This window comes from Methanoregula sp. (assembly GCF_002835825.1).
Taxonomy (GTDB): domain Archaea; phylum Halobacteriota; class Methanomicrobia; order Methanomicrobiales; family Methanospirillaceae; genus Methanoregula.
This window is the reverse complement of sequence record NZ_PIZH01000229.1, coordinates 1-3,642: the sequence shown is the minus strand read 5'-3', so window position 1 is coordinate 3,642 and position 3,642 is coordinate 1. Positions and strand designations below refer to the sequence as shown.

Genomic DNA, 3,642 nt, shown 5'->3' with positions numbered 1-3,642 from the left:
TTCCTCATGTCCGTGGCCATGTATGCGCCTCCCGAACTGATGGCCCAGGCTGCCGAAAGAAAATCGCAGGAATTCATGCGTATCGTTATTGCCATCGTGATCCTCATCGTGGTCTGTATTGCCAGCTATCTGTATGGCAATAAAAAGGAAGAGTCTGACAATTCGGAAAAAGAACAATAATTCATTTCTGCAGTACCAATATTTGTCCCGCCTGTCCCGGTTCAGGGTGTATTTCCCGAAGGAGCCGTCTCTTTCTTGTTGTGCCCGTCACGCATACAGGTTTTCCTTTAATCCCTCAGGAATTCCAGCACAGTTCCGGAAAACTCCCGCTGGCTCTGGTATTGCATCCCGTGACCCGCTCCCGGGATCTCCGCGAGCCGGGCTCCGGGTATCCGGCTCGCAAGGTTCCGGGAATTTTCCGGGGGGATTACAACATCCGCGGTTCCGGTTATCACCAGTGCGGGGCACCGGATCTCCGGTAATCGTTCCCATGCCCCGGTCCACCCGAAAAACGCGGCTGCCTGCCGTCCTGCATTCTCTTCGCTCGTTGTCTCGTGCACTTCAGGGCAATACTGCCACGGGTCATGCGTGGCAAGCCAGTCTTTTGGGAAGAGGACAGAAAACATCCGGTCCGCCAGTTCGGCCGGACTCCCTCTTTTATCGGCAAGCCTGTCCCAGGTTTCCTTTCGCATCGGGACCATTTCAGGTCCCCCGCAGGTCCCGGCTGCAAGCACGAGCCTCTCCACCCGATCCGGGTGTGCCAGCACCAGTTCCTGCGCAATGGATGCGCCCATGGAGAGCCCGAGGATATGGGCGCGGGCGATCCCGAGCGTATCCATAAGGGCGACGGTATCTTCTGCAAACAGGGAGATGGAATAGGGTGCATCCGTATCCGACGTATATCCTGTTCCCCGGTTATCGAATATCGTTGTCCGGAACTGGTGTGAGAGCGCTGAAAGGAACGGAGGATTCCAGGTATCCATTGTTGAAGCAAACCCGTTAATCAGGATGAGGGGGTATCCTGAACCGATCTCCCGGTACGCCAGCGTGATTCCGTTCACCTCCGCGGTTTTGACATCAGGTTCCGGCAGTCTCAACATGGAGTTACCTGTTCTCTACCGCCCGCCACGCCCCTTTTGGCACCGTGATCTCGAACACCGCGCCGCTCCCAAAGGTCCCGGTCTCCCGGATACTCAGCCCGGTAATAGCCAGAACTTCCCGGATGAAGAACAGCCCAAAGCCTGTGTTCTTCCCATACCCCTGGTCAAAGACCTTCTCTTTCTCCCCCGCGGGAATGCCGCAGCCGTCATCGCGGTACCGGATAACAAGGCTTCCCTCCGGAAGTGCCTCTGCATTGACCGAAATATTCCGGACTGGTCCCCCGTGCCGGATACTGTTGTCAATCAGGTTGTAGAATGCCCTGCCAAAGAGCGGGTCCGCATAAATCTCATAATCCGTTTCAGGCAGGCGGACCCGGATTGTCTCATGACCGACAGCGGATGCAGCATCCCTTACACTCGCGGCCAGACTCTGCCATTGCGGGGCCTTCACCCCGACGCTCTGGTAATCACGGGTGAAGAGGATCTGCTCCTTGATCCTCACGACCTGGGCGCGTATCCCGGAGACGAGCTCTTTTGCACCCGCATCGGTCGTTGTCGCAGCAAGCATGTCACAGAGCCCGAGAACCCCGGTTATACTGTTTAAGACATCGTGACGGGTCACGCTGTTCATCATGTTCAGTTTCTGGTTCGTGAGTTCGAGCGCCTTTTCGAGTCGCACCTGCTCCGAGATATCAACAATAACCCCGTGGACTCCCGAGATCTCTTTCTCCCCGATAATTGGCGAGGCGTAGATGATCGCGGGGATCTCACGGCCGTCGTGGGCAACGATCCCGCACTCGATATGGTCGCTCACAACCTCCTTCTGGATGCGGGTGAAAAACGATCTTACCTTCTCCCGGTCCGCATCCCGGATAATGTCGAAGATGCCGGCCCGGTTCTCTGCCTGCTCGTCATACGCATGCCCGATGATATCGATGGCACTCCAGTTAAAGAACGTGAACTTCAGGTCTTCGTCAAGCTCGAAGACGATCTGCGGGAGGAGTTCGGCAAGGTCCTCGAAACGGGTGTCGCGGTTGTTATTACCCTCCGTTTTACGCATTTTTTTGCCAATGGTGGTGCGGGGCGGGAGCATACTCTTGATAAAAATGGGAGACCCCCTCTATTAAATCCCCCCCAGTCCCTCATCAGATATTTGCTTCGAAGATCTCCTTCCGGGAAAAGACATAGATGGCAAGGAAGATGAGCGGGATGATGAGCACCGCGAGCGCCCAGGTCAGCGGACGCCACGTGACAACATTGCCAAGGATGGACTCCATTTCGAACTTCTCCCCTGCATGCAACGCCTGGGCATCGTAGTAGACAAGCAGAGCAGAGAAGACCCCGGCAATGGCAAGCATCTTCAGGTCGACAAGAGAGAAGAGGCCGGCAAGAAGCAGGAGGATAAGGAGGATGTTTTCCTGGTAGACGGGTTGCTTCGCTGTCGAAACCCCAATGACCGCGGATACTGCAACCGGCTCCGTTTTCATTGGTGTGGCTCCATTACCGCCGGGACAGCCTTCGCAATGGCAGGGGGTGTATTCCCCGGTTTCCCGCACGCGTACAGGTCCGTCACAGCAATACCCAGAACGGTCGCGCCAAGGGCCATCAGCACCCCGCAGGCAAGGAGGAACCCGTAGCAGGCCGCCATCATCATCAGCTGCCCGCGGGACTCCTGGAGGAAGAAGTCGTAATCGTTATTGAGCAGGGCCGGCGACTGGCCGATCAGCAATCCGAAGGCAGCCACAGCCATGACGATTGCCCCGAACACAACGATACAGCCCAGCACTTCGCGCCAGGTCTTCTTCATGAGCCGGAACGATCCCGCGATTGCAGGGAGGAGCCCTTTGTTCTCCAGCACCATGACCGGGACAACGTACAGGGCCAGCAGGAACAGGACGGCATTTGCGACAACCATCTGGAACGAGAAGAATAATGTCGTGAAGATCCCGTTCGGGACAAAGTAATACGCATAGGGCAGCCAGAACATCGCGTGCGATATGGCAGATACGATCATTCCGGTGACCTGGTTCTGGGATACGATCTCCAGGAGGACTGTTGCCATGAATGCCATCGTGATCGAAAGAGCCGCAAGTGAACCAGCGTGCCTTCCTGTCTCACTGAATGCACGGTGAACCGTAATAGGCATGGCAGTATTCCGGGCATTCTGGTAACGGACAAGGGCCGCCAGCAGGAGGGTGAATCCCGAAAGGCAGATCGCTTCGATCAGGAAGAGCCGCAGGTCGAAGACGATCAGGTAGGAATCGCTGACCGGAATCGTGATGAGGTTGGATATGGCGTAGGAGGAATCAATGTGGGAAAGGTTCCAACGCTCTGCCAGTACCAGGAAGAGGATCACGAGGCCGGAGAGAAATGAGAACGCGAGCAGCCGCTTATCGCTGAAGAGGGCATGGATGCTTCCTGTTGCTACGGAGATCCCGGCCCGGATCCGGCCCAGTCCCCTGGCTGCGCCGCCAGCATCCGGCCGGGCGGACCCGATCTCCCCCGAGTCTCCCAGCATCACCACGGAAGCGGTGTGCAGTGC

The 3,642-nt window shown here is 56.9% G+C and carries 5 protein-coding genes; 1 reads left to right on the top strand and 4 read right to left on the bottom strand.

The window, feature by feature from the left end:
• Positions 1 to 180: hypothetical protein (locus CW742_RS08775; RefSeq protein ID WP_292419268.1), on the top strand; the 180-nt coding region annotated here is incomplete at its 5' end.
• 107 nt (positions 181 to 287) lie between these two features.
• On the opposite strand, the gene CW742_RS08770 is transcribed toward CW742_RS08775, so the two are convergent.
• The 4 genes from CW742_RS08770 to CW742_RS08755 form a co-directional block, all read right to left on the bottom strand.
• Positions 288 to 1,100 (bottom strand): alpha/beta fold hydrolase, encoded by an 813-nt coding sequence (locus tag CW742_RS08770; RefSeq protein ID WP_292419265.1) that lies wholly within the window; start codon positions 1,098 to 1,100, stop codon positions 288 to 290.
• 4 nt (positions 1,101 to 1,104) lie between these two features.
• Positions 1,105 to 2,160 (bottom strand): ATP-binding protein, encoded by a 1,056-nt coding sequence (locus CW742_RS08765; protein WP_292419262.1) that lies wholly within the window; start codon positions 2,158 to 2,160, stop codon positions 1,105 to 1,107.
• An 85-nt stretch (positions 2,161 to 2,245) separates the two neighbouring features.
• Positions 2,246 to 2,587, bottom strand: coding sequence for a hypothetical protein (locus CW742_RS08760; RefSeq protein ID WP_292419259.1), 342 nt, complete (start codon positions 2,585 to 2,587; stop codon positions 2,246 to 2,248).
• Positions 2,584 to 3,642: hypothetical protein (locus CW742_RS08755; protein ID WP_292419257.1), on the bottom strand; the 1,059-nt coding region annotated here is incomplete at its 5' end. The genes CW742_RS08755 and CW742_RS08760, both read right to left, overlap by 4 nt.

Excerpts from the sequence above, each read along its gene's own strand:
- CW742_RS08770 (WP_292419265.1), bottom strand. The coding sequence starts at position 1,100 with ATGTTGAGACTGCCGGAACCTGATGTCAAAACCGCGGAGGTGAACGGA.
- CW742_RS08765 (WP_292419262.1), bottom strand. The coding sequence starts at position 2,160 with ATGCGTAAAACGGAGGGTAATAACAACCGCGACACCCGTTTCGAGGAC.
- CW742_RS08760 (WP_292419259.1), bottom strand. The coding sequence starts at position 2,587 with ATGAAAACGGAGCCGGTTGCAGTATCCGCGGTCATTGGGGTTTCGACA.